The sequence below is a fragment of the Siccirubricoccus phaeus genome, from assembly GCF_008360935.1.
In the GTDB taxonomy this organism is placed as follows: Bacteria; Pseudomonadota; Alphaproteobacteria; order Acetobacterales; family Acetobacteraceae; genus Siccirubricoccus; species Siccirubricoccus phaeus.
This window is the reverse complement of sequence record NZ_SRXO01000013.1, coordinates 46,581-66,006: the sequence shown is the minus strand read 5'-3', so window position 1 is coordinate 66,006 and position 19,426 is coordinate 46,581. Positions and strand designations below refer to the sequence as shown.

Here is a 19,426-nt window from a genome sequence, read left to right as displayed (position 1 = left end):
GCGACGGCCAGCAGCAGCGGGGCGGGGCGGTGGAGGTCCGCGAGCAGAGTGGGCTTGATGTGGGACGTCACGGCGCGGCTCCGGCGGCGGGCGGCCAGGCCCCAAGGGGGACCGCCCCGGGGTGGTCTGCCGGGTGGGAGGTCGGCGGGGGCGCCGGGGATTCCCCGGGGCGCTCCCCACGGCGTTCCCCTGGCCGCTCCCTTGGGCAGACCGCCTCCAGATGCCCGAGGAATTCCGCCATCGCCTCCTCCCACCCCAGGGCGGCGATGCGCGCCGCCGCCGCTTCCGCCATCGTCCGCAGCCTGGCCCGGTCCGCCGCCAGCCCGCGCAACGCGGCGAGGCCATCGGCCACCACCACCTCCTCCGGCGCGTCATGCCGGATCAGCACCCCATCCACCCCATCGGCGATCGCCTCCGCCACCGCCCCGACATCGGTCGCCACGGGCACGCAGCCCATGCGCTGGGCTTCCAGCACCACCAGCGGCACCCCCTCGTAGCGGGAGGGCAGCAGCAGCACATCCGCCTCGGCGTAAAGCGCGTCCAGCGCCTCGGCCGACAGCGCCGGCGGCTCCACCGGCACCGGCAGCGGCAGCTCCGCCTCCCCCAGCACGGCGCGGCCGACCACTCGCCAGGCGATCTCCTCCCTCTGCTCCGCCCCTTGGGTCCGGGCGATCATCGCCGCCAGCCGGTCGATCCCCTTCTGCGCATCCAGCCTTCCGAGATAGAGCACGCGCAGCGGCCCTGCCGGGCGCAGCCGCCTTGCCCTGAGCGCAGCCGCCACCCGGGCGGGCGGGGTGCGATGGCCCGGCGCGTTGCGGATGAGGTGCAGCTTCTCCCCCGGAATGCCGGCCGCCCGGCACCAGTCGCGGAGCTGCTCGGAGATGACCAGCACCCCGTCATAGGCGTGCTCATAGGCGAGCTGGATATGCGGCGTGCCCTGGGGCTCGCCCCAGGGGCCGCGCTCCACCAAGTGCAGCCCGCCATAGGTGCGGGTGCCGAGGCGGCGGAGCGAGGCCATCAGCGCCTGGCCGGCCAGGGAATGCACGTTCACCACCACATCCATCCCGGCCAGCAACCCGAGCACCTCGGGCGAGGCGGCTTCCCGGTCGAAGCGGGAGAAGCCGGCGCCGAAATAGCCGCCCTGCCACTCGACGGCGGTCTCGCCGAGCCCGTCCAGCGGCACCACCGAATCGAAGGCGGCGGCGAAATCCGGCCCGCGCTCCACCCGCCCGGCACCGAGCACGAAGAGGATGCAGCGCCAGCCCCGGGCGCGCAGCACCATGGCCTGGTTCAGCACCACCTTCTCCAGCCCGGCGAAGGAGAAGAGCGGCAGCAGGAAGCCGATGCGCCGCCCCCCGCCCGGAGCCAAAGGCAAGGCAGGGCCGAGCCCCGCCAGGGCGGCGGCGGCCGCAGCCATGCCGGCGCGCGGCGGGCGGTATTCCCGCTTCCATTCGCCGCTTCCCGGGCGGCGGGCATGGCGGAGCGCGGCCATCGCCGATTGCTCCAGCGCCGCGGCTTGCCAGGGGGCGCGGCTTGCCGGGACCTCCGCCCCTTCCAGCGGCAGGCGCAGCCGGAGCAGGGCGGCCTCGGACCTCTCCACCTCTGGTGCCGTGCCGGGCGGCAGCTCCGGCACCGGCCGGGCCAGCGCCGCGGCGCGGAGGAAGAGGGCGGCGGCGCGGTCGGGCGCCAGAAGCGCCGTCCCCGCCCGTTCCAGCGCCATCTCCGGCCGGTCGGTCGGCAGGATGTCCAGGGCGACATGCTCCGTCTTCTCCAGCAGCCGCCCGGCCCACCAGAAGACGAGGTGCAGCACGCCGAAGCGTGCCAGCAAGGCCAGGGTCGCGCTGTCCAGGAAGGCGGCGATGGGCGGGGCGAAGCGGGCGCCTTGTGCCTCCAGCGCCGCGGCCAGGCGGCGGCGGGCGGTGGCGGGGGGCAGTTCCTCGCCCTTCTCCGCCGGGTCCAGGGTCCAGCGCACCACGCCGGCATCCAGCAGGTGGATGGCATGGCGCGGCGCCTCCGCCGCCTCCAGCGCCAGCAGGCGCCGCGGCGCCAGCAGCGGCGCATGCTTGCGGTACAGCTCGCCCAGCAGCAGCGGGCGGATGCGCTCCGAGGCCGCCAGCATGCTCTCCGGCCGGCGGCGGTAGAGGAAGCCGGAGGCCGGCAGATGCTGCCCGCGCCAGCCCCGCGCCGCGGCGGCGAGCCAAAAATCCCAATCCTCGAAGCCTTGGCGCATGGCAGTGTCGAAGCGCAGCCCGGCAGCGAAGAGCGCCTGCCGCACCAGGCTGCCGGCCTCGCAGTAATTGGTCAGCAGGAGCTGGAGCAGGGAGAATTCCCCGGGCAGCCCCCAATTCTCCCGGCCGCCGAATTCGTCGATATCCGGGTAGATCCACCCCACCTCGGGCGCCGCCGCCGCCAGCGCCGCCATGGCGCGGCCGAGGAAGCGCGGCAGCAGCCGGTTGTCGGCATCGAGGAAATAGAGGGCGCGGCAGTCGGGGAAGGCGGCGAGGGCGAATTCGATGCCGGCATTGCGCGCGGCGGAGAGCCCCTGGTTGCGCTGCCGCAGCAGGTGCACCCGGCCGGGATGCAGCGCCGCCAGCTCCGCCACGGTGCGGCGCGTCGCCGCGAAGGGGCAGCCATCATCCACCACCACCAGGGCGGTTTCCGGTGCGCCCTCCTGCGTGAGGACGGACAGCATCGCCTCGGCCAGCAGCGCCGGCTGCCGGTAGGCGGGGATGATGACGGCGACTTCAGCCTGCATTTTCAGCGTGCATTCTGCCTGTCTCGTGGCCGCAACATCGCGGGCTGGAATGCACCGGCATCACGCGCCGATCAAGCGATGAGCGCGCGCAGCCGCGCGCGATACTGGCCGAGCATGGCAGCGCGGTCCTGCCGGCAGGCCAGGCGGTGGGCGGCGGCGATCCGGGCCGGGTCGGGGCGGTCCAGCGCCTCGACAGCCAGGGCCGCCAGCCGGGCGATGCCGGGGCCGCGGGAAAGGGCGGCGAGGGTTGCGGGCTCCGGGAAGGCTTCCAGCGCCGCTTCGGTGGCAATGACCGGGCAATGCCGCGCGGCGGCTTCCAGGAAGACCAGCGGGCAGCCCTCGTGGCGGGAGGGGAGCAGCAGCGCATCGGCGGCCAGCAGCCAGTCCGGCACATCCGGCACTTGGCCGAGCAGCCAGAGGCCCTGGCCCTGCAGGGCGGGGCGCAACCCGCCCTGCCCGGCCACGGCTAGGCTGGCGCGGCCGCGCAGGGCCTGGGCGATGCCGGGCAGCAGGTCGGCCCCCTTGGCCGGGTCCAGCCGGCCGGCGAAGAGCAGCAGCTTCGCCGTATCCGGCAGTTCGAGCATGGCGCGCTTGGCGGCGCGGGCGGCGCGGCGGGCGGCGGGGCTGTCCGGCGGGACCGGGACGCCGTTGGGGATGACCGTCACCGCCGCCACCGGCAGGCCGAAGGCACGGGCGAGGCGGGCGGCGGTGGGGGCCGCCACGGCGACGAATTGCGCCGGCGGCGCGGCGCGGGCGGCGGCTTCCTCCTCGTGCGGCAGGGCCTCCGGCGCCAGATGGGCGACGGCCAGCAGGGGCAGGCCGGCGAAGCCATGCAGCAGCCCGAGGCCATGGCTCGGCCAGGGCAGCGGCAGCAGCACCGCATCGGGGCGGAGCAGGTCGCGCAGCAGCGCCGCCTCCCGCGCCTGGCGAGCGATGTTCTCGCCGGCGCCGCGCTCGCCGCGCCAGGCGATCTCCGCCGGGTGCAACAGGGGGGCGAGGCGGGGGCCGACCATCCGGGCGAAGCGCGGCAGCAGCGCCGGGTCGATGGCCAGGGCCAGTTCCATGCCCGCCTCGGCCAGGTCCTCGGCCAGCATGGCGGTCTGCAGCTCCGCCCCGCCCAGCCCGGCGGAGGGAAAGGCGATGAGCAGGCGGCGCAGCCGGCGCGTCATGGGGCGCGCAGCAGCAGCAGATGGGCGGGGCCATGGGCGCGCTCGGCCAGGATGTCGAAGCCCGGGGGTGGGGCGACGGGAGGGGCGCCGTATTCGGCGGAGATGAGGGCGCCGGGGGCGATCCAGCCGGCGGCGGCGAGGGCGGCGAGGGCGCGGTCGATGATCGGCGGGGGCGCGTGCCCGGCGCCGGGGGGGGCTGGGGCTGCCTCGGCGCCTGCCCCAGGCGCGGCATCGGCCGCACGCGCGGTCCTACTTCCACGCGCAGTCTCACCCCCACGCGCGGTCTCACCCCCACCCCAGCCCTCCCCCGCGGAGCGGGGGAGGGAGTAGGGCGGATCGAGGAAGACCAGGCTGGCCGGGCGGGGGGCACGGGGCGGGCGGAGGGCATCAGCGGGAATCACCCGGCTGCGGGCTTCCTCCCGGCAGGCGGCGATATTGGCGCGCAGCGCGGCCAGGGCGGCGCGGTCCTGCTCGATGAAGGCGGCCGAGGCGGCGCCGCGGGACAGCGCCTCCAGCCCCAGCGCGCCGGTGCCGGCGAAGGCGTCCAGCACGTGCTGCCCCTCGATGGCGGCGCGGCCGGCCCAAGGGGCGTGCCACAGCATGTCGAACAGCGCCTGCCGTACCCGCTCCGCGGTCGGGCGGGTGGCGATCCCGGCAGGGGCGGCCAGGCGGCGGCCGCGATGGCGCCCGGCGATGATCCGCATCGCCCGGCCCTATTCCTCCTCGGGATCGGCTTCGCCGCCGGTGAGCGTCATCCTGCCCAGGGGCTGGATCGTCCCTGCCTCGGCGGTGAAGCGGCCGGCGCGCGAGACGGGCGGCCGGGCCCGCGCCGGCGCGCCAAGGCCGAGCTGGTCCCGCAGCACCTTAGGGTTCACCTCCTCCACCGCCCCGCGCGGCAGGGCGCCGAGCTGGAAGGGGCCATAGGCGATGCGAATCAGCCGGGTGACGACCAGGCCGAGATGCTCCATCACCCGGCGGATCTCGCGGTTCTTGCCCTCCTGGAGCGAGATGGTGAGCCAGGCATTGCTGCCCTTGCGGCTGTCGAGCCCGGCCTCGATCGGGGCGTAGCGGGTGCGGCCGATCTGGATGCCCTGGGCGAGGCCGGCCAGCACCTTCTCATCCACCTCGCCATGCACCCGCACGCGGTAGCGGCGCAGCCAGGCATTGCTGGGCAGTTCCAGGCGGCGGGCCAGTTCCCCGTCATTGGTCAGCAGCAGCAGCCCTTCCGAGGTGAGGTCCAGCCGGCCGATGGAGACGACCCGGCCAAGCTGCGGCGGCAGCTTGTCGAAAACCGTCTCCCGCCCCTTCTCGTCACGGTGGGTGGTCACCAGCCCGGCGGGCTTGTGGTAGCGGAAGAGGCGGGTGCGCTGCGGCTCCGCCACCAGCTTGCCGTTCACCGTCACCAGGTCGCCGGGGTGGACGAAGGTGGCGGGGGAGGTGACGGGCTGGTTGTCCAGCTTCACCTTGCCCTCGGCGATCAGCTTCTCCGCATCGCGCCGGCTGGCGATGCCGGCGCGGGCGAGCCATTTGGCGATTCTCTCCCCACGCGCCTCCGGCGCGATCCGCTCGCCACGCTCGCCTGCTGCGTCTTCCTCAGCCACGCGCGGCCTCGACGAAGGCCTTGAAGATCAGTGGATCGGCCGGGTCCACGGCATATTCCGGGTGCCATTGCACGCCGAGGGCGAAGCGGTAGCCGGGATGCTCCAGCCCCTCCACCACGCCGTCCGGCGCCAGCGCATTCACCACCGCCCCCTGCCCGGCCGCGGCGACGGCCTGGTGATGCGCGCTGTTCACCGCCATGCGGGCGCGGCCGGTGATGCGGGCCAGCAGCGTGCCGGGGGCGATGCTGATCTCATGCCCGGGCTCGTCGCGCGGGTTGGGCTGTTCATGCTCCAGCGCCCCCGCGATGCTGTCCGGGATGTGCTGGATGAGGGTGCCGCCCAGCGCCACGGCGAGGAGCTGCTCCCCGCCGCAGATGCCGAGCACCGGCTTGTTCCGGGCCAGGGCGCCGCGGGTCACCGCCAATTCGAAATCCGTGCGGCCGGATTTCAGCGTGACGGTCGGGTGGGTGGGGCCGCCGCCATACAAAGCGGGATCGACATCGAAGGCGCCGCCGGTGATCAGCAGCCCGTCGATCTCGTCGAGATAGCTCTCGGCCAGTTCCGGGTGATGCGGCAGGGCGATGGGCAGGGCGCCCATCTCGGCCAGGGCGGCAAAGTAATTCTTCCGCAGCGCATACCAGGGCAGCTTGGAGTAGCCGCCCGGCTCCTCCGCATCCAGGGTGACGCCGATGACGGGACGGGTGCGCATAGGGGCTTGCTAGAACTTCCGGCCGCGCCGGGGCAAGCTCCGCCGCATGCCCACCCCCATGGAGATCGCGCTGGAGGAAGCAAAGGCCGCCGCCGCGCGCGGCGAAGTGCCGGTGGGCGCGGTGGTGACGGATGCCGCGGGGGCGGTGCTGGCGCGGGCGGGGAATGAGGTGGAGGCAAGGCAGGACCCGACGGCGCATGCGGAAATGCTGGCGCTGGGCGCCGCGGCGGGGGCCCGGAGGGAGAAATACCTGGCGGATTGCACCCTGACCGTGACGCTGGAGCCCTGCCCGCTCTGCGCCGCCGCGGCCAGCCTGTACCGGGTGCGGCGGGTGGTGTTCGGGGCCTATGACCCGAAGAGCGGCGGGGTGGAGCACGGGGCGCGCATCTTCGCGGCGCCAAGCTGCCACCACGCGCCGGAGGTGATCGGCGGGGTCAGGGAAAGCGAGGCGGGGGAGATGCTGCGGGAATTCTTCCAGCGGCGGCGTTGAGGGACTTCTTTCGTTGGGCAGCGCGCCCGACCCCGCTCGCCAAAGGCCGAAGGGCCTTTGGAAACCATGAGTCTGGGCCGCACGGATCGGATCTGCCGGTTTGCTGGCGCCGAGAGCTTTTCGGCCCTTGGCGGGGTTGGACGCCCTGCGCCCGACCGGGAGGGGCGGCGCCCCTCTCGACACCCTGGCCCGGTCGGCGCCATCTCCCGCCATGAGCGAGTCCCCCCCAGCCGCCCGCCGCGGCTACCACCATGGCAATCTGCGGGAGGCGCTGCTGGACGCCGCCCGGCAGCTCGTCGCGGAACGCGGGCCGATGGGCTTCACCCTGACCGAGGCGGCGCGGCGCGCCGGCGTCTCCCCCTCCGCCCCCTACCGCCACTTCAAGGACCGGGAGGAAGTGCTGGCGGAGCTTTGCCGCCGCGGCTTCACCCTGTTCGGCGAAAGGCTGCAGGCCGCCGCCCAGGGCGGCGCCACCCCGGACGAGGCGCTAATGCGCATGGGCCCCGCCTATCTGCGCTTCGCCCGGGAGGAGCCGGGCTACTACGCCGCCATGTTCGCCTTCCACCTGCCCGGCGAGGCCCCCGGCCCGGCCGGCGAGGCGCCCTTCACCGCGCTGACCAGCACCATCTCCGCCCTGCTGCCGGCGGATGGGCGGGACCCGCGGCTGGTGGCGCTGCAGGTCTGGGCGCTCAGCCATGGGGTGGCGATGCTGGAACGCGCCGGCCTGCCCTCCCCCGCCACCGGCGCGCCGAGCGCGGAGGCGGTGCTGGAAAGCGGTGTCGCCGCCTTGCTGGGCCGAATGTGAATAGTCTTGACATCGGCATTGGCCCGCCCCAAAGTGAATGTCATGCACATTCATGGAGGAAAAGCCATGTCCTTCTGCAGCCTCGCCCGCCCCGGCTTCCCGCCCCTGCCCGCTTTGCCGCCGGTCTTTCCCGTCGCCGCGGTGGTGCTGGGCTTCATCGCCTGGTGGCCGATCGGCCTGGCCCTGCTGCTGCTGTGGAAAGGCGCCGCCTTCTACGGCTGGCAGGCAGCACGGCGGGAGCGCATCCCCGCCTGGCCGCGCCGCTCCTCCGGCAACACCGCCTTCGACGAGCACCGCGCCGAAGTGCTGCGCCGGCTGGAGGAGGAGCGCCGGGCGCTGGACGCCCAGCAGCAGGAATTCGCCGGCTTCATGGAGCAGTTGAAGCGGGCCCGGGACCGGGAGGAATTCGACCGCTTCATGGCGGGGCGCCGTGGCTGAACCTGAGTGTCGAGGAAGGGCGCTGCCCTTCCTCGAGCTCCTACCCGCCAAGGGCCGAAAGGCCCTGGACCCCTTGAGTCGGCAGGTTGAACCTGCGGGGCCCGGACTCATGGTTTCCAAAGGCCCTTCGGCCTTTGGCGGGGAGAGCTTGAGAGGGGTCGCGCCGCAGGTGCGCCTTACGGCGCGACGCCCCCTCTCAATCCACGCTCGCCCCGGATTTCTTCACGATCTCCGCCCACCGCGCCAGATCCGCCGCATGCACGCGCCGGAACGCCTCCGGGGAGGTGTCGGCCGGCGGCGCGATGCCCTGGTTGTCCACCAGCCAGGCCCGAAAATCGGGCTGCGCCAGGATCTTCGCCACCTCGGCGTTGAACCGCGCCAGGATCGGCGCCGGCAGGCCGGGCGGGGCGAAGAGCCCGTACCAGGTGCTGCTCTCGAAGCCCGGCAGGTTGCAGGCCTGGGCCATGGTCGGCACCCCCGGCAGCGCCGGCACCGGCTGCGCCAGGGAAACGCCCAGCGCCAGCAATTGCCCCTGCCGCACCGGCCCGATGGAGGGCCCGCTCTGGTTGAAGAACAGGTCCACATCGCCGGAGAGCAGCGCCTGCATCGCCCCCGGCTGGCCGCGATAGGGCACATGCGTCAGCTCGATCCCGAGCGCCGCAGCGAATTGCGCCCCCGCCAGATGGGTGGAGGCGCCATTGCCGGTGGAGGCATAGTTCAGCACCCCTGGCCGCGCCCGCGCCGCCGCGATGACGTCCTGGCAGGTTTTGTACTGCGGCCGCTTCTCCGGGTTCACCAGCAGCACGTTCGGCACGTCGCCCAGCAGCGCCACATGCGTCACGTCGCGCATCGGGTCGAAGGGCAGGTTGCGGTAGAGGGAGGCGTTGATGGCATGCGTCCCGGCGGTGCCGAGCAGGAACAGGTAGCCATCCGGCCGCGCCTTGGCGACGTAGTCCGAGGCGATGTTGCCGCCCGCCCCGGTGCGGTTGTCCACCACCACCGGCTGGCTGAGGGCGCGGGTCAGCGGCTCCGCCAGCTTGCGCGCGTAGATGTCGACGCCGGATCCGTTGGGGAAGCCGCCGAGGATGGTGATGGGCCGGTTCGGCCAGGGCGCTTCCTGCGCCGCGACGGGGGCGGCGAGCAGCAGGGCGAGCAGCAGGGCGGCAAGGCGGCGGGGCATTCCGGCATGTCCCTTTCGGATTGTGCGGCGAAGTCTGCGGCCTAAGCTGCCGCCATGGAAAGCGATTCATCCCCGCCCCGCCTCGCCCGCGGCGGCAAATCCATCTACGGCGCGCCGCTCGGCATATTGATGCTGGAGGCGCGCTTCCCCCGCATCCCCGGCGATATGGGCAACGGCACCACCTGGCCCTTCCCGGTGCTGTTCCGCGTGGTGCGCGGCGCGACGCCGGAGCGGGTGGTGGTGCAGGGCGCGCCCGGGCTGCTGGCGCCCTTCATCGAGGCGGCGCGCGACCTGGTGGATCTCGGCGCCGAGGCGATTACCACCAATTGCGGCTTCCTCAGCCTGTTCCAGCGGGAGCTGGCGGAGGCGGTGGCGGTGCCGGTCGCCACCTCCTCCCTGATGCAGGTGCCCTGGGTGCAGGCGACACTGCCGCCGGGCAAGCGCGTCGGCGTGGTGACGGTGAACAAATCCGGGCTGACGCCGCGCCATCTGGAAGCGGCCGGGGTGCCACTGGACACGCCGATCGCCGGCACGGAGGGCGGGCGGGAATTCTTCCGCGTGCTGATCAAGGCCGAGACGCAGGACATGGATGTGGTTCTGGCCGAGCAGGACATACTGGACGCCGGCCGCGCTTTGGTGGCGGCGCATCCGGAGGTCGGCGCCATCGTGCTGGAATGCACCAACATGCCGCCCTATGCCGCGGCGCTGCAGGACGCGCTGGGGCTGCCGGTGTACGATATCTATTCGATGATCTGCTGGTTCCAGGCGGGGCTGCGGCCAAGGCGCTTCGGGTAGAGCGTGATCGTCCGGGGCGCGTTCACCAGCCAGGGTCCGGGCCGTATCGCTGACCGCGTCGGGCCGCTACGGGTCGCACATTCCTGAGCCGGCGCTTCAGGGCGTGAGCGTGAGGCGCGGGCGGCGCAGCCATCTTCCGGCCGGAACAGCGACGGCACCGGCCGGGACGCGCCGCGGGCCCCCCTTCCCCGAGCCCGTTCCGGCCAAATAAGGGCTCGGCCCTGGCCGCACCCGCCGTGAGAATGACGGCCGGGGGTCTACCGGGACGGGGCGGGCGGGCCTGGCAGGATCCGGGAATGGCCGCCCGGATAGGTGCCGGGATAGCCGCCGGGGCCGCCCCCTTCTGGGCCACTCCAGGGGGCGGGTCCGGCCCCGCCATAGGGCGGCGCATAGCCGCCATAGCCCGGTATCACCGCCGCAGGCGGCGGCCCGGCCGGCGGCACGCCGCAGCGCGGCCGCAGCGCCCCGCAATCCCAGCGATGGCCGGACGGCCTGCCGGTAAGCTGCCCGCCTGGCTGGAACCGGCAGAGGCAGAGCTTCTCCTCGAAACAGGCGGCCATGCCCTCCCGCTCCGCGGTGCAGGCAGGCGGGTCCTCCTGCGCACCGGCCGGCAGGGCAAGCGACAGCAGCAGGAGGAGGACGGCCAGCATGCCCCACCCTGCCCCAGCCGCGATGAAGGAAGACCAAAAGCCGCCGCCGCCCGGCGCCGCCCCCCAGCCACAAAAAAGGCCGCCACCCTTGCGGATGGCGGCCCAGCCAGACCCGGAAGGCGGCCTATTTCAGGTTCACGGCCTGACGACCCCGCTGGCCGTCCCGCACATCCAGCGCGACCTTCTCGCCCTGCTGCACATCCTGCCGCCCCGCGCGCTGCAGCACGGAGGAATGCAGGAAGACATCCTGGCCGCCATCATCCGGGGTGACGAAGCCGAAGCCGCGCACCTGGTCGAACCACTTCACCGTACCGTTCAGCGCGTAGGTCGGGCCACCCGCATCGCGATCGCCGAAGTCGCGCCGCGGCGGCCGGTCCCCGAACCCGCCCGGACGCGGGCCGCCGAAGCCGCCGCCGGCCCCGAATTCCCGCCGCGGGGCGCCGAAGCCACCGCCGCCACCGCCGAAATCCCGCCGCGGCGGCCGGTCCCCGAACCCACCGCCACCGCCGAAATCGCGGCGCGGCGGCCGGTCCCCGAACCCGCCGCCGGCACCGAAATCCCGCCGCGGCGGCCGATCCCCGAAGCCGCCGCCGCCGAATTCGCGACGCGGCGGGCGGGCGCCGGCGGCGCTGCCATCGCCCGGCTTGCGTTCGATGATGCGGGTGACAAGGCGGCGTCCCTGGCGGTCGGCGCCGATTTCGCAGACCAGCGTATCCCCGGTCTCGGGCGGCTCGATGCCCGCCTCGGTCAGGGCCGAGGCGTGGAAGAACACATCCTGTCCGTCCGGGCCCAGCACGAAGCCGAAGCCCTTGCGGGCGTTATACCACTTGACCTGGGCCTCGATGGGCCCGTCTCCGCCCTGCGGATCGATGTCGGAAGGCACTTTTTATTATCCGTGTCAGTGTCGCGTGGCCCCGCGGAAAGCGGACCACTAGACGCTGAGTGTGACACTCCGACGACCGCAATGCGAGCGGTAAATCATCCGAATCGACTCGCAGCATATGGTTTCGTCTCAACCGCAGGCGCTTGTCCAGTCAGGATTTGCATCACCAATTGCGCGGAACGCGGTGCCGCCGCCAGGCCGACATGGCCATGGCCGAAAGCGTGCACGACATCCGGCGTCGCCCGGGCGGGGCCGAGGCAGGGCAGCCCGTCCGGCATGCTGGGGCGGTGGCCCATCCAGAACCGCACCCGCTCCGCCGGCAGCTCCCGCGGCAGGCCGGGGAAGCTGCGCAGCAGATGGTCACGCAGGATCGCCGCCCGCTGCCAATTCGGGGCGGCTTCCAGCCCGGCGATCTCTACCTGGCCGGCGCAGCGCAGCCCGCCGGCGGTCATGGTCACGCTCATCTTGCCGTCTGAGGGCATCATCGGGGTGCGCGGCCCGGTCGCCGCCCCCTGGATGACGGCGTGGTAGCCCCGCTCCGTCTCCAGCGGCACGTCATCCCCGGCAGCGGCGGCGAGCGGCCTGGAATAAGCGCCGGCGGCGATGACGGCACGGTCGCAGGCCACCTCCCCACCTTCGGTCCTGACGGCGCGCAGCCGCCCGGCCTCGATGCGGAAGCCGGTGGCGCGGGCGGCGAGGCGCTGCGCCCCCTCCGCCTCGGCCAGCGCCACCAGCGCCGCGACATAGGCGCCAGGGTCGAGGCAATGCCCGCCCTCCTCCACCACCAGCGCGAAGCGGTAGCGCGGGTCCAGCTCCGGCTCGCGCTGGCGCAGCTCCTCGGCGGAGAGCTCCACCCATTTCACCCCGACGGCGCGGCGGAGGCGCCAGGCGAGGGCCTCGGCCTCGAAGTCCCGGCGGTCGGGGTAGATGTACATCAGCCCGCGGCGCTGGATGAGATGGCCGACGCCGGCGGCCTCGGCCAGCGCGGCATGCAGGGCGGGGGCGTCCTGCACCAGGGCGCGGAGGGCGATGGCGGTGCGGTGCACCCGCGCCTCGGTCCAGCCGGAGGCGAGGTAGCGGAGCAGCCAGGGCAGCACGCGCGGGAAATAGGACCAGCGGATGGCGAGCGGTCCGAGCGGATCGGCGAGGAAGCCCGGCACCTTCTTCCACAGCCCCGGCAGGGCCGGCGGGATGACGGAGGCGGGGCTGAGCCAGCAGCCATTGCCGTAGCTCGCCGCCTGCTCCCCGCCTGGCGGGCCTGGGTCGAGGATGGTGACCTTGTGGCCGGCCTTCAGCAGCTCCAGCGCAGTGCAGGCGCCGAGGATGCCGGCGCCGATGATGACGGTATGGGTCACGCCCGCTGCACCTTCGCGCCGGCCGGCGTCGGCGGGGCCAGTCGGGGGAACCCGGAGGCGCGGCGCACGAGTTGTGCGCAATGCCGGTCAGGGACGGCGCAGAGCTGCGGCCCGGCGACATGCATCCAGGGACTCGACAGCGCGGAAAAGCATTCGACGGTCTGCATCGGCGCAGCATAGCGGCTGGCGCCGAGGCGAGGAGGGGTGACTCAGCCCTTCTGGACGCGGCCGGGATCGCTCGGCGCCAGCAGGGAGACATGGGCGGAGACCACCTTCCACCCGATTTCGGGCAGCCGGACCATGATCTTCGTCTCCCGCCCGATCAGGCCGGTATCCTGGCGCTCATATTCCAGGTGGGTGCAGGCGAAGTCCTGGCCGAAGGCGGTGATGTGCACCTTCCGCGTGGCCCGCGGCGCGTAGCGGGCGACGGAGCTGCGGAAGGCCATGATCGCCGCGATGCCGTAGAGGATCTCCGTGATGCCGAAGCGCACGGTGCGCGGATCGGCCCAGAAGGTGTCGTTCAGCACGGCGCCGTCATTGGCGGCGATGGCGGCTTCGTAGCGGTCGAAGACGGCGCGGGCCTCGGCGATCACCGCCGGGTCGTCGATCTGCATGCTCTCTCCTGCCCTGGTGCGGGAGGCAGGATGCCGCGCCGGGGAAGCGGGAGGAAGATAGGGGCTTCGTTCCCACCCCCTCAGCAGGAGGTCGTCGCGGCAGTGCCCGCGCCCTGCACCTCCGCCGCGGGAAGAGCTTCCTCCCGGCCCCCGCCGTGAGTCGGCAGGTTGAACCGTCGCGCCCAAAGCTCAGACCGGGGTCCGGGGACCGGTCCGGTCCCCGGCGGGAGTGCAGAGGGCAGCGCCCTCTGCCGGGGTTCCAGGGGCGGCGCCCCTGGCTCTACGCCGCCAGCAACTCTCGCGCCGTCCGCCCGTGATTCCCGAACCGGGTGAAGCCGAAGCGAAGCTGCGTATCCTCGACCCGCCGCAGCGAATCATTCTGCAGCCACAGCCGCAGCATCAGCCGCCGCCGCTCCGGTTCCGGGTCATCCTCGAAGCCGCGGCGGGCATGCAGCACGGTGTAGTTGTTGGCGAATTGGATCTCCCCCGGCCGCAGGTGGAATTCCAGCAGCAGCGCGGGGTCCAGCGCGATGCGGTCGAAGGCGTCCAGCGCCGCCTTGCCCGCCGGCGGCAGCGGGATGCCGCTGCGCTGCTCCGCCCTGGTGATGTAGGAGCGGGCATAGCGCGCGCTGACCGTGCCGTCGCTGGCCCGGGCGAAGACCGGGATGGGCGCGCTGATAGGCGGCTCGCCCGGCCCTTCCTCCCCCTTGCGGTCATAGGGGAAGCCGGCTTCCAGCAGCGGCAGCGCCTCCGGCATTTCCGCCAGCAGCCGGTTGTAGATGGAGAGCGCGCTGGTCAGCAGCGTCTCGCCACCGGATTTCGCCTGGCGCAGGCAGAACAGCGCGACGATGTCCGAATTATCGCAATGCATCGAAAGCTCCGCCCGCACCTGGTAGGCGCGGACATCGCCGCCATAGGTCTGGCCGCGGTCATAGACGCCGGCGATCAGCTCCGCCGCCGCATTCTGCGTCACCGCCTCGCCCAGATAGGTGCCGATGCCCCAATGGGCGAGGCGCGCCTCTTCTTCCGTGTACCGCTCCACCGGCAGGCCGCGCAGCAGCGCGAGGCCGCGGCCGGTGCTGAGCTGGGCGCGGATGGCGGCCAGCAGCCCGGCCCAGGAGGGCAGCGGGAAATCCTCCCGCGTCACCGCGGGCAGCGCCAGGCCGCGCGCCTGCACCGCGGCCAGGGCCGCATCCAGCTCCGCGATCTGCGGCGGCGAAAGCTGGAAGCGCCAGCCTGGATCGGCCTCCATCTCCAGGCGCGTCCAGGCGGCAGCTTCGGTGACGGGGCGGCGCGGTTGCGGCATGATGACCCTTCCTCCCGGCCGTCATGCGGCCTTATGCCCGCAGCCTTGCGCCGGCCCGGGCGGAAGTCCAGGGCTCGACCGTTCGGAGTGCGGGCGATGCGCCGCGCCGGCCGCGACACCCGGCTCCGGTGCCCGGGACCTCGCCGCGGCGGGAGCCGCCTCATCCGCGGCGCCCGGTTCCGATGCCAGGATTCCATCCCAGGACGCAGCCTGTCATGCCGCGCGATGCCGCGCCGCTGGCGGAGCCCGGCTGCGTCGCCGGGGACCGGCTATTCCGGCCGCAGCCCCATGCGCTGCACCACCTCGGTCCATTTGCGGAGCTCGGCCTCGACATAGGCGCCGAAGGCCTCGGGCGGGCCGCTTTGCGGCTGGATGCCCTGGGCGGCCAGCGCCCCGCCGACATCCGGCCGCGCCATGGCGGTGCGCAGCGCGGCGTTCAACTGCGCGATCACCGGCTTCGGCGTGGCGGCGGGGGCAAGGATGCCGCCCCAGCTCACCGTCTCGAAGTCCGGTATCGTCTCGGCGATCGCCGCCAGCTCCGGCGCCTCCGGCACCCGCTCCTTCGAGGAAACGGCGATGCCGTGCACCCTGCCGCCGCGATGATGCGGCAGCAGCACCGGCACGGTATCGAAGTTCACCGGAATCACGCCGGCGATGAGGTCGGCGGTGGAGGGCGAGCTGCCGCGATAGGGCACATGGGTGAGCTGCACGCCGGTCAGGCTCTTCAGCAGCTCCATCGCCATATGCCCGGCCGAGCCGACCCCGGCCGAGCCGTAGCTCATCCGCCCGTTCAGCTCCTTCGCATAGGCGAGGAATTCCGGCACATTGCGCACCGGCACCTGGGGATGCACCGCCATGATCTGCGGCACGACGGAGACCGCCATGACCGGGGCGAAGTCGCGCAGCGCGTCATAGGGGGTGCGGCTGCCATAGAGCGCCGGGCCCATGCCGTTCGGCCCGGCATTGCCCATCAGCAGGGTGTAGCCATCCGGCGCGGCGCGGGCCACCAGCTCCCCGGCGATGAAGCCATTGGCGCCGGGGCGGTTCTCCACCACCACAGTCTGGCCGAGGCTCTCGGTCAGGTGCGGCGCCAGCATCCGGGCGATGATGTCGCTGGCGCCGCCCGGCGGGTAGGGGATGACGATGCGGATGGGGCGCTGGGGCCAGGCCCCCTGGGAGCGGGCCGCCAGCGGCAGCAGCGCGCCGCCGAGGATCAGACCACGGCGGCGCATCGCCGCTTCAGCCCGCGGCGGCGACGGCGCGCTTCGCCATCACCGTGACCAGGTGCGCGCGGTATTCGGCGCTGCCATGGATGTCGCTGTTGAGGTCGTCGGCGGGCTGCTTGATGCTGGCGACGGCATCCGGCGACCAATTTGCGGTCAGGGCCTGCTCCATCTCCGTCTGGCGGAAGACGCAGGGGCCGGCGCCGTTGATGGCGACGCGCACGCCGGACTTGGTCTTGGCGACAAAGGCGCCGGCCATGACGTAGCGGCTGGCCGGGTTCTTCATCTTGGCGTAGCCGGCCTTCTCCGGGATGGGGAATTCGATCGCCACCAGCAGCTCGCCCGGCTCCAGCGCCGTGGTGAACATGCCGAGGAAGAACTCATCCGCGGCGATGCGGCGCTTGTCGGTGACGATAGTGGCGTCCAGCGCCAGCACCGCCGCGGGGTAGTCCGCCGCCGGGTCGTTGTTGGAGACGCTGCCGCCCATGGTGCCGCGGTTGCGCACCTGGGTGTCGCCGATGGTGCCGGCGAGCTGGGCGAGGGCCGGGATGGCGGATTTCACCTCGGCGCTGTCCGCCACTTCCACATGCTTGGTGAGGGCGCCGATGACCAGCTTGTCGCCCTCCCGCCGGATGCCGCGCAGCTCGGCGATGCCGGAGAGATCGATGATGGCGCTGGGCTTGTTCAGCCGGTGCTTCAGCGCCGGCAGCAGGGTCTGGCCGCCGGAGATCGGCCGCGCATCCGGATCGGCCGAGAGGAGCTTCACCGCATCGGCGACCGAGGCGGGCTTGTGGTAGGCGAAATCATACATCGTCCAACTCCCTCTGCTCGTCCGCCGGCCGGCGCGGCCGCGGGCTGCATTCCCGCGGCGTCCGTCCCGGTGCTATTCCGCGGCCAGCTTCCGGCCGGCATGGAGGATGCCCCAGATCTTCGCCGGCGTCGCCGGCATCTCGATATGGCGCACCCCGTAGCTCTTCAAGGCATCCACCACCGCATTCATCACCGCGGGCGGGGAGCCGATGGCCCCGACCTCGCCGCAGCCCTTCACCCCGAGCGGGTTGTGGGTGCAAAGCGTGGTGTGGGTCGCCACGCCGACCAGCGGCAGATCATCGGCCCGCGGCATGGTATAGTCCATCATCGAACCGGAGAGGAGCTGGCCGTCGGCATCATAGACGGCGTGCTCCAGCAGCGCCTGGCCGATGCCCTGGGCGACGCCGCCCTGCACCTGGCCTTCCACGATCATCGGGTTGATGACGCGGCCGACATCGTCCACCGCGGTGAAATTCACCACGCTGACCTTCCCGGTCTCAGGGTCGATCTCGATTTCCGCGATGTGGCAGCCGCCCGGATAGGTGAAGTTCTTCGGGTCGTAGAAGGCGGTTTCCTCGAGGCCCGGCTCCAGCTCCTCGATGGGGTAATTATGCGGCACATAGGCGGCGAGGCTGATCTCGGCCAGCGCCTTGGTGCGGTCCGTACCGGCGACGCGGAAGGTGCCGCGGTCGAATTCGATGTCCTCGACCGAGGCTTCCATCAGATGGGCGGCGATCTTCCGGCCCTTGGCGATGATCTTGTCCATCGCCTTGAACATGGCGCTGCCACCGACGGCGAGGCTGCGGCTGCCATAGGTGCCCATGCCGAAGGGCACCTTGGCGGTGTCCCCATGCACCACATCCACCTGCGCCACGGGCACGCCGAGCCGGTCCGCGACGAGCTGGGCGAAGGTGGTCTCATGCCCCTGGCCATGGCTGTGGGCGCCGGTGAGGACGGTGACGCTGCCCGTGGGATGCACGCGGATGGTGCCCACCTCGTACAGCCCGGCGCGGGCGCCGAGCGAGCCGACCACGGCGGAGGGCGCGATGCCGCAGGCCTCCAGATAGGTGGAGCAGCCGATGCCGCGCAGCTTGCCGTGCTTCGCCGCCTCGGCACGACGGGCTTCGAAGCCGGCCCAATCCGCGGCTTGCAGCGCGGCGTCGAGGGTCGCGGTGTAGTTGCCGCTGTCATATTGCAGGGCGACGGGCGTCTGATAGGGGAAAGCGTCGTTCGGGATGAAATTGCGCCGGCGGATCTCGACGCGATCAATCCCCGTCTCCGCCGCGGCGATGTCCACCAGACGCTCCAGCAGATAGGTCGCCTCCGGCCGGCCCGCGCCGCGATAGGCATCCACCGGCACGGTGTTGGTGAAGACCGCCGTCACCTCGCAATAGATGGTCGGCGTGGTGTACACGCCGGCCAGCAAGGTGGCGTAGAGATAGGTCGGCACGCAGGGCGCGAAGGTGGAGAGATAGGCGCCCATATTGGCCTGGGTATGCACGCGCAACCCGAGGAATTTGCCGTTCGCATCCAGCGCCAGCGAGCACTTCGTAATATGGTCCCGGCCGTGTGCATCGCTCATGAAGCTTTCGGTGCGCTCGCAGGTCCATTTCACCGGGCGGCCGAGCTTGCCGGCGGCCCAGGTGACGATCGCCTCCTCGGCATAATGGTAGATCTTGCTGCCGAAGCCGCCGCCGACATCGGGGGCGACGACGCGCAATTTCGCCTCCGGGATCTGCAGCACGAAGGCGCCCATCAGCAGCCGGATGACATGTGGATTCTGGCTGGTGGTGAAGAGCGTGTACTCGCCCGTGGTGGTGTCGTAGTCGCCGATCGCCGCGCGCGGCTCCATGGCGTTCGGCACCAGGCGGTTGTTGGTGGTCTCGAAGGTGACGATTTTGGCGGCGGCGGCGAAGGCCGCGTCGTTCACCGCCTTGTCGCCGATATGCCAGTCATAGCAGATGTTGCCGGCGACGCCGTCATGCACAAGCGGGGCGCCGGGGACCTGGGCGGCGTCCAGCGTCGGGGCGGCGGGGAGGACGTCGTAGTCCACGCCGATCGCTTCCGCGGCGTCCTTGGCCTGGGCGCGGCTCTCGGCGATGACGACCGCGACCTGGTCGCCGACATGGCGCACCTTGCCCTCGGCCAGCATCGGGTGCCGCGGCTCCGCCATCGGCGAGCCGTCCTTGTTGTGGATCTGCCAGCCGCAGGGGATGCTGCCGAGCCCTGCCGTGTCGGCACCGGTATAGATCGCCAGCACCCCCGGCATCGCCGCCGCTGTTGCCGTGTCGATCCCGGCGATGCGCGCATGGGCGTGCGGGCTGCGGAGGATATAGGCATAGGCCTGGCCGGGCCGGTTGATGTCGTCCGTGTACTGCCCGCGGCCGGAGAGGAAGCGCAGATCCTCCTTGCGCTTCACACTGGCGCCGATGCCCTCGAAGGGTGTCACCGCATTCATGGTCCCTGCCTCCCCACCCGCCTGGCGTCGTTGCGCCGGGCCCTTCTTGTCGATTCCCGGGAGGGGCGTCGCGCCCTAAGGCGCGCCCCCTCCCAGCCCCACCAAAGGCCGAAGGGCCTTTGGAAACCAAGTTCTTGGCGCCTGACCTCCAGGGGTGGAGGGGGCGCGCCGCGCCCAGGGAGAGA

Annotated in this window: 17 protein-coding genes and 1 pseudogene; 4 read left to right on the top strand and 14 right to left on the bottom strand. The window is 72.4% G+C overall.

Annotated features, from left to right (window positions below; genetic code table 11):
- Window positions 1-67: 67 nt before the first annotated feature.
- From E5N76_RS18125 to E5N76_RS18105, 5 genes and pseudogenes are all read right to left on the bottom strand, one after another.
- Entirely contained in the window at window positions 68-2,755 is a 2,688-nt protein-coding gene (locus E5N76_RS18125) for a glycosyltransferase (RefSeq protein WP_149538737.1), read from the bottom strand.
- A 71-nt stretch (window positions 2,756-2,826) separates the two neighbouring features.
- Window positions 2,827-3,924 carry a glycosyltransferase gene (locus E5N76_RS18120; protein ID WP_149538736.1) on the bottom strand — a complete coding sequence of 366 codons (1,098 nt, stop codon included), beginning with the start codon at window positions 3,922-3,924 and terminating at the stop codon, window positions 2,827-2,829.
- Window positions 3,925-4,115: 191 nt separating this feature from the next.
- A pseudogene (locus E5N76_RS30575) lies at window positions 4,116-4,628 on the bottom strand (RsmD family RNA methyltransferase); the annotation flags it as partial.
- A gap of 9 nt (window positions 4,629-4,637) precedes the next feature.
- A complete protein-coding gene (locus E5N76_RS18110) occupies window positions 4,638-5,486 on the bottom strand; it encodes a pseudouridine synthase (RefSeq protein WP_149538841.1) in 849 nt (282 codons plus the stop codon).
- Window positions 5,487-5,517: 31 nt separating this feature from the next.
- Window positions 5,518-6,234, bottom strand: coding sequence for a gamma-glutamyl-gamma-aminobutyrate hydrolase family protein (locus E5N76_RS18105; RefSeq protein WP_149538734.1), 717 nt, complete (start codon window positions 6,232-6,234; stop codon window positions 5,518-5,520).
- Between the two features lie 46 nt (window positions 6,235-6,280).
- Between E5N76_RS18105 and E5N76_RS18100 the strand changes: the two genes are divergently transcribed.
- From E5N76_RS18100 to E5N76_RS18090, 3 genes are all read left to right on the top strand, one after another.
- Window positions 6,281-6,724, top strand: coding sequence for a nucleoside deaminase (locus E5N76_RS18100; RefSeq protein WP_235907759.1), 444 nt, complete (start codon window positions 6,281-6,283; stop codon window positions 6,722-6,724).
- A 211-nt stretch (window positions 6,725-6,935) separates the two neighbouring features.
- Complete coding sequence (locus tag E5N76_RS18095; protein ID WP_149538733.1) at window positions 6,936-7,529, top strand: TetR/AcrR family transcriptional regulator; 594 nt, start codon at window positions 6,936-6,938, stop codon at window positions 7,527-7,529.
- 66 nt (window positions 7,530-7,595) lie between these two features.
- A complete protein-coding gene (locus E5N76_RS18090; RefSeq protein ID WP_149538732.1) occupies window positions 7,596-7,967 on the top strand; it encodes a DUF2852 domain-containing protein in 372 nt (123 codons plus the stop codon).
- A 196-nt stretch (window positions 7,968-8,163) separates the two neighbouring features.
- Here the strand turns inward: E5N76_RS18090 and E5N76_RS18085 are convergent, their stop codons facing one another.
- The gene (locus tag E5N76_RS18085) at window positions 8,164-9,147 is read right to left on the bottom strand and encodes a Bug family tripartite tricarboxylate transporter substrate binding protein (RefSeq protein WP_149538731.1); all 984 of its coding nucleotides are present in this window, start codon (window positions 9,145-9,147) and stop codon (window positions 8,164-8,166) included.
- A 54-nt stretch (window positions 9,148-9,201) separates the two neighbouring features.
- Between E5N76_RS18085 and E5N76_RS18080 the strand changes: the two genes are divergently transcribed.
- The gene (locus tag E5N76_RS18080; protein ID WP_149538730.1) at window positions 9,202-9,942 is read left to right on the top strand and encodes an aspartate/glutamate racemase family protein; all 741 of its coding nucleotides are present in this window, start codon (window positions 9,202-9,204) and stop codon (window positions 9,940-9,942) included.
- A gap of 257 nt (window positions 9,943-10,199) precedes the next feature.
- Here the strand turns inward: E5N76_RS18080 and E5N76_RS18075 are convergent, their stop codons facing one another.
- From E5N76_RS18075 to E5N76_RS18040, 8 genes are all read right to left on the bottom strand, one after another.
- Window positions 10,200-10,592: a hypothetical protein gene (locus tag E5N76_RS18075; protein WP_149538729.1), complete on the bottom strand. Its 393-nt coding sequence runs from the start codon at window positions 10,590-10,592 to the stop codon at window positions 10,200-10,202.
- A gap of 124 nt (window positions 10,593-10,716) precedes the next feature.
- Window positions 10,717-11,475 carry a cold-shock protein gene (locus E5N76_RS18070; protein WP_149538728.1) on the bottom strand — a complete coding sequence of 253 codons (759 nt, stop codon included), beginning with the start codon at window positions 11,473-11,475 and terminating at the stop codon, window positions 10,717-10,719.
- Between the two features lie 95 nt (window positions 11,476-11,570).
- Window positions 11,571-12,830: an NAD(P)/FAD-dependent oxidoreductase gene (locus E5N76_RS18065; RefSeq protein WP_149538727.1), complete on the bottom strand. Its 1,260-nt coding sequence runs from the start codon at window positions 12,828-12,830 to the stop codon at window positions 11,571-11,573.
- 209 nt (window positions 12,831-13,039) lie between these two features.
- On the bottom strand, window positions 13,040-13,444 hold the full coding sequence (locus tag E5N76_RS18060; RefSeq protein WP_149538726.1) for an AtzH-like domain-containing protein: 405 nt from the start codon (window positions 13,442-13,444) through the stop codon (window positions 13,040-13,042).
- 280 nt (window positions 13,445-13,724) lie between these two features.
- Window positions 13,725-14,750 carry a TauD/TfdA family dioxygenase gene (locus E5N76_RS18055; protein ID WP_149538725.1) on the bottom strand — a complete coding sequence of 342 codons (1,026 nt, stop codon included), beginning with the start codon at window positions 14,748-14,750 and terminating at the stop codon, window positions 13,725-13,727.
- 269 nt (window positions 14,751-15,019) lie between these two features.
- Entirely contained in the window at window positions 15,020-15,982 is a 963-nt protein-coding gene (locus E5N76_RS18050; RefSeq protein ID WP_149538724.1) for a Bug family tripartite tricarboxylate transporter substrate binding protein, read from the bottom strand.
- 7 nt (window positions 15,983-15,989) lie between these two features.
- Window positions 15,990-16,784: an FAD binding domain-containing protein gene (locus E5N76_RS18045; protein WP_149538723.1), complete on the bottom strand. Its 795-nt coding sequence runs from the start codon at window positions 16,782-16,784 to the stop codon at window positions 15,990-15,992.
- 72 nt (window positions 16,785-16,856) lie between these two features.
- Complete coding sequence (locus E5N76_RS18040; protein ID WP_149538722.1) at window positions 16,857-19,241, bottom strand: xanthine dehydrogenase family protein molybdopterin-binding subunit; 2,385 nt, start codon at window positions 19,239-19,241, stop codon at window positions 16,857-16,859.
- Window positions 19,242-19,426: the final 185 nt, after the last annotated feature.